This window comes from Streptomyces atratus, from assembly GCF_014648655.1.
Taxonomy (GTDB): Bacteria; Actinomycetota; Actinomycetes; order Streptomycetales; family Streptomycetaceae; genus Streptomyces; species Streptomyces atratus.
This window is the reverse complement of the sequence record NZ_BMRN01000125.1, coordinates 1-4,636: the sequence shown is the minus strand read 5'-3', so window position 1 is coordinate 4,636 and position 4,636 is coordinate 1. Positions and strand designations below refer to the sequence as shown.

Genomic DNA, 4,636 nt, shown 5'->3' with positions numbered 1-4,636 from the left:
GTCCCCACCGCCACCACCGACAACGACTGAACCAACCAAACCGAAGACACCTGGGTCAGATTTCAACCGGCCAGAGTGGGTCCAAGTTCAGCCGCCGCCGACACGCGTTCACCGGCAAGTTCGGGTGGGATCCGCGCACGGAGAACGGTCCCTTTCTGTATGTGCGCGTGGTGCCGAAGACTGTGCACGCCTGGCGAGGCGAACCAGAGCTGCGCGGCAGAGTCATCATGCGCGACGGAACGTGGCTGGAGTAGCGGCCGTTATGAGTGGGTGGCCTCTCCGTCCCGGTCATGCGGGCCGCTTCTGAGCGTCACGGTGGCCAACTGAAGCGCTCAATGGCCAAGTGAGAGGAATCGTCAAGACCTGTGGATCGGCGTGTCGTTCGGCTTGTTGGTTGCGTCCTTTTTTAACGGCAAACTCGTCCCGTCCGAGGAGTGAAAGGCGGCTCTAGTGCCGCATCAAGCAACGTTCGCCCCGATGTGAGTGGGGTCCCGCCTGTCGATGGATTTTGCCGCTGGTGATAATCGACCGATGGCCACCATCGAACGCCCTATGCCGCCTCTGAACGCCGACGAGCGCACCACGCTGGAGAGCTGGCTCGACTTTCATCGCACCACCCTCGCCATGAAGTGCGAGGGCCTGGACGATGAGAAGGCCGCCGTCGCATCCGTGCAGCCGTCCGCCTTCACACTGACCGGCCTTGTCCAGCACATGGCGGAGGTGGAGCGGAACTGGTTCCGCCGAGTGCTCGCCGGAGAACAGGCCCCGCCCATCTATGACCAGCAGGCGGACCCGTCAGGCCCCGACGGCGGTTTTGACCTGGCCGAGGGCGCCACCCTGCGCGACGCTGTGGCCACCTGGCATGCGGAGATCTCCCGCGCCCGCGAGCACTGCGCCGACCGCGCTCTGACCGACACGGGCCGCTTCATGGAGCAGGACGTCAGCCTCCGCTGGATCTACGTCCACATGATCGAGGAGTACGCCCGCCACAACGGCCATGCTGACCTTGTCCGGGAACGCATCGATGGCACCACCGGCGTATAGCACTCCGGATCAGGCAACGTTTCCCCCTGTTGTGACGTGACGCGCCGTCCCGGTGCTGTGCCGGGCGGGGTGTGGCCGTCACCCTGTCCGGATGGCAGAACGGGTACGGGTACGCGAGATCGACGATGACGAGGGCAGGCGGCTGCTTCGGATCATCCGCAGGGGGACCGGGTCGGTGGTGACCTGGCGGCGGGCGCAGATGGTCTTGCTGTCCGCGCAAGGCATGCCGGTGGCGAAGATCGCCGAAGTGTCGTTCACCAGCGATGACCGGGTCCGGGATGTGATCCACAACTTCAACGCCGACGGCTTCGACTCGCTCTACCCGAAGTACTCCGGCGGCCGGCCCAGGACATTCACGCTACCCGAGCGGCGCGAGATCAAGAAGATCGCCAAGTCCAAACCGGCCGAGCACGACCTGCCGTTCTCCACCTGGAGTCTGACCAAGCTGGCGGACCTCCTGGTCGCCGAGGGGGTGGTCGACGACATCAGCCACGAGGGCCTGCGCATCCTGCTCCGCGAGGAAGGCGTCTCCTTTCAACGCCTGAAGACCTGGAAGACCTCCCACGATCCGGACTACGCGGCCAAGAAGGCTCGCGTCGAGCACCTCTACGCGATCGCCGACGGTGAGGTCATAGCCGAGGCCGGCGAGCCCGAAGTCGTCTTTTGCATGGATGAGTTCGGGCCGCTCAACCTGATGCCGCGCCCCGGGCGGCAGTGGGCCGAGCGCGGAGGTAAGCACAAGGATTCCGACCGCGAGCCCCGCCGTCGGCGCCGGGCGACCTACAACCGTTACGGCGGGGTGCGACACCTGTTCGCCGCCCTGGACCTGGCCAAGGACAAGCTCTACGGCCACATCAAGCCGGTCAAGCGGCGCACCCAGTTCCTGGAGTTCTGCCGCTACCTGCGTACCCTCTACCCGCCCGAGGTCCGTATCGCGGTCGTCTGCGACAACTTCTCCCCGCATCTGACCACGAAGAAGTGTCAGCGGGTCGGGACCTGGGCGGCGGCGAACAACGTCGAGATCGCCTACACGCCGACCAACAGCTCCTGGCTTAACCGTATCGAGGCCCAGTTCACCGCCCTGCGCTACTTCACCCTCGACGGCACGGACCACGCCAGTCACAAAGAACAGGGCAGCATGATCCGCCGCTACATCATCTGGCGAAACCACCACGCCGACGACCGGCGCCTACGCACCATCGTCGACAGGGCGAACGTTGCTTGATGCGGCACTAGCTCGATCAGTTCGTCGTTCGGTTCGATTGCCACGGGTCCGGATAGTACTGACTGTTCTTGATCGCCCTGCGCTGCTACACGGCCGGACCGGTGCGGGTGTTCTCGCCGAGGTGGCGCCATTCATCTCATTGCGCGCAACGAGGCAGCCAGGGCCGAGATCTGCAATCTGTCGCAATCGCCGCATGAGCGCCGGCTATCCGGCGCATCCTGGTCGTCCACCCAGCGCAGATGGAGGGCGACGTGACGCTCAAGTTCATCGGTACCACCAGCGACGACGGTGATTGCCCCACTCTTTACGAGGTCGAGGAGACCGGCGACATCGTGGTCCAGGGCGACAAGCTCACCGACCCCGAGCACCTGGAGCAGCTCCGCGACGTGAAGCCGTCGGAGACGTTCGTAGTGATCCCTCGGGAGCTGCTGACCCGCTTCGCGCCCAAGGAGTGACGTGCCGGACCTGATTCCGTTCAAGGAAGCCACGCACTTCTTCGAGGACTTCGAACACACTGCCTGGCGCCTGGAAACCCGCCGGGGCTATGCATCTGACAGGAACGGGCCGAACTGGGGGCGCTGGCGGAGCGGTGAGGATGTCAGTCAGGACCCGCCGGACGCCTGGCGGCGGAACGTGGCAGAGAAGACAGCGGCAGGGGCACGGTTCGAGCGGGTGCGGCTGGTCGACGACCCGCCCACTCAGGGGCAGCAGTTCCTTCTTGCGCGAGCCCCCAGGAACGTGGCGGCCGGTGAGGACATCCGCAACCTGTTCCGAACGGATGCTGTTCGGCTCGGCCTGCCGGACTTCGATTTCTGGCTGTTCGACTCCCGCACCGTGATGCGATTCGTTTTTGATGAGGATGACACCACCCTCGGCGTGGTTCTCACAGACGACCCGGTCGACGTCGTGGCAGCGTGCCAGGCCCGGGATGCCGCTTGGCATCATGCAATCCGTACCGCCGACTTCGCCAGGGCGGTACGTTCCAGCGTGTGAGCACCGACTTTCAATCCGCTCGGGTCGCCCTCTGCGCACGGCTCCGTGAGCTGCGTGCCGAGGCCGGCCTTGACGGCAAGGGCGTGGCCGAAGTGCTCGGCTGGCAGCGTTCGAAGGTGTCGCGGCTGGAGAACGGGAAGCAGACCCCTTCGGCCGCTGATCTCATGGCGTGGTCGCAAGCGGTGGGCCGTCCCGACATGTCCGATGAGTTGAAGGGCCGCCTGGCCGGTCTGGAGACCCAGTACCGCTCGTGGCGTCGACAGTTGGCTGGCGGGCATCGGGCCCGGCAGGAGCTGGCCGTTGCGGAGACTGCGGCGACTCAGATGATTCGCGGGGTGGAGGTCTCCCGCATTCCTGGTCTGTTCCAGACGGCGGACTACGCCCGGCACGCCTTCCAGACGAACGCCGAGTTCCGGCAGACCCCTCGGGACGTCGAGGAAGCCGTACGGACCTGCATCCGTCGCCAGGATGCCCTGTACGAGCGGGGACGTCTGTTCCGGTTCATCGTCTGGGAGGGCGCCCTCCACGTCCTCACGTGCCCCCGCGAGGTCATGGCCGCACAACTTGAGCGCCTCGCCGGGCTGATTGGGCTCGACACCGTCGAGATCGGTGTCATCCCGTTCGGCGCACAGCTGCGACGGGCGCCGACCCACGGGTTCTGGATCTACGACCAGCGGCTTGTCATCGTTGAGACGATCAACGCGGAGATGTGGCTCGACGACGAGGAGAACATCGCCCTGTACGAACGGGCATGGGACTGGCTCGCCGAGGCCGCGGTTCACGGACCGCAGGCGCGGCGACTGATCGCCCGAGCGAGGGCCTCGCTGGACCTCACGTAAGCAACCGGATTCAATCCGCCGAGCCACGCACGCAATCCCGCGCAATCGACGGGGCAACTCGATGCCAGCATCCCTACGGTGCTGGTCATGGCCCGACGGAAACGCAATCCGGGCTCGGAGTGGCTGGCTCTTTCCGCCCCGGACCCGGTGGGAATTCATCGGGTATGGGCGCAGGACCAGCTCGCCCAGATTCCTTCAGGCCGGCTCTGGCCGGCCGTTGAAGCCGACCTCATGCGATCTGTCGCTGCGATGCAGCGCATAGGGCCGGACCGTCTCGGCCCTGTGCTCGTCTACCCGTCAGCCGACCTTGCATGGTGGCTCGTGCCCTGTGGGGCTGAGGACGTGCTGGACGACCTCGGACGGCTCACTGTCCAGCCCAAGGGGTGGATGCTGCGGTGTCCGCCGGCTGAGTGGTACGTCGACGGCCGGGCGTGGCTGGAGAAGCCTGACGGCTCTGGTGACCTCACAGATCCGGCCGCGCTGGGCGCCGCGTTCGGGCCGGGCGGCGGCCCGCGTTTACCGGCGGAGGCGTTCT

The 4,636-nt window shown here is 66.0% G+C and carries 6 protein-coding genes and 1 pseudogene; all 7 read left to right on the top strand.

All coding sequences use genetic code 11. The features are described 5' to 3' along the window. A pseudogene (locus tag IEZ15_RS46260) lies at positions 1–254 on the top strand (hypothetical protein); the annotation flags it as partial. Positions 255–531: 277 nt separating this feature from the next. Beyond that, positions 532–1,044, top strand: a complete 513-nt coding sequence (locus tag IEZ15_RS43405) for a DinB family protein (protein ID WP_189282439.1) — start codon at positions 532–534, stop codon at positions 1,042–1,044. 91 nt (positions 1,045–1,135) lie between these two features. Further along, complete coding sequence (locus IEZ15_RS43400; protein WP_189282438.1) at positions 1,136–2,269, top strand: IS630 family transposase; 1,134 nt, start codon at positions 1,136–1,138, stop codon at positions 2,267–2,269. Positions 2,270–2,520: 251 nt separating this feature from the next. Further along, positions 2,521–2,724: a hypothetical protein gene (locus tag IEZ15_RS43395; RefSeq protein WP_189282437.1), complete on the top strand. Its 204-nt coding sequence runs from the start codon at positions 2,521–2,523 to the stop codon at positions 2,722–2,724. A gap of 1 nt (position 2,725) precedes the next feature. Beyond that, positions 2,726–3,262, top strand: coding sequence for a DUF6879 family protein (locus tag IEZ15_RS43390; protein WP_189282436.1), 537 nt, complete (start codon positions 2,726–2,728; stop codon positions 3,260–3,262). Further along, complete coding sequence (locus IEZ15_RS43385) at positions 3,259–4,101, top strand: helix-turn-helix domain-containing protein (protein WP_189282435.1); 843 nt, start codon at positions 3,259–3,261, stop codon at positions 4,099–4,101. The genes IEZ15_RS43390 and IEZ15_RS43385 overlap by 4 nt, the downstream gene beginning before the upstream one ends. An 87-nt stretch (positions 4,102–4,188) precedes the next feature. Further along, positions 4,189–4,636: hypothetical protein (locus IEZ15_RS46255; RefSeq protein ID WP_229846584.1), on the top strand; the 448-nt coding region annotated here is incomplete at its 3' end.

Coding starts and splice junctions, on each gene's coding strand:
- IEZ15_RS43405 (WP_189282439.1), top strand. CDS start 532: ATGGCCACCATCGAACGCCCTATGCCGCCTCTGAACGCCGACGAGCGC.
- IEZ15_RS43400 (WP_189282438.1), top strand. CDS start 1,136: ATGGCAGAACGGGTACGGGTACGCGAGATCGACGATGACGAGGGCAGG.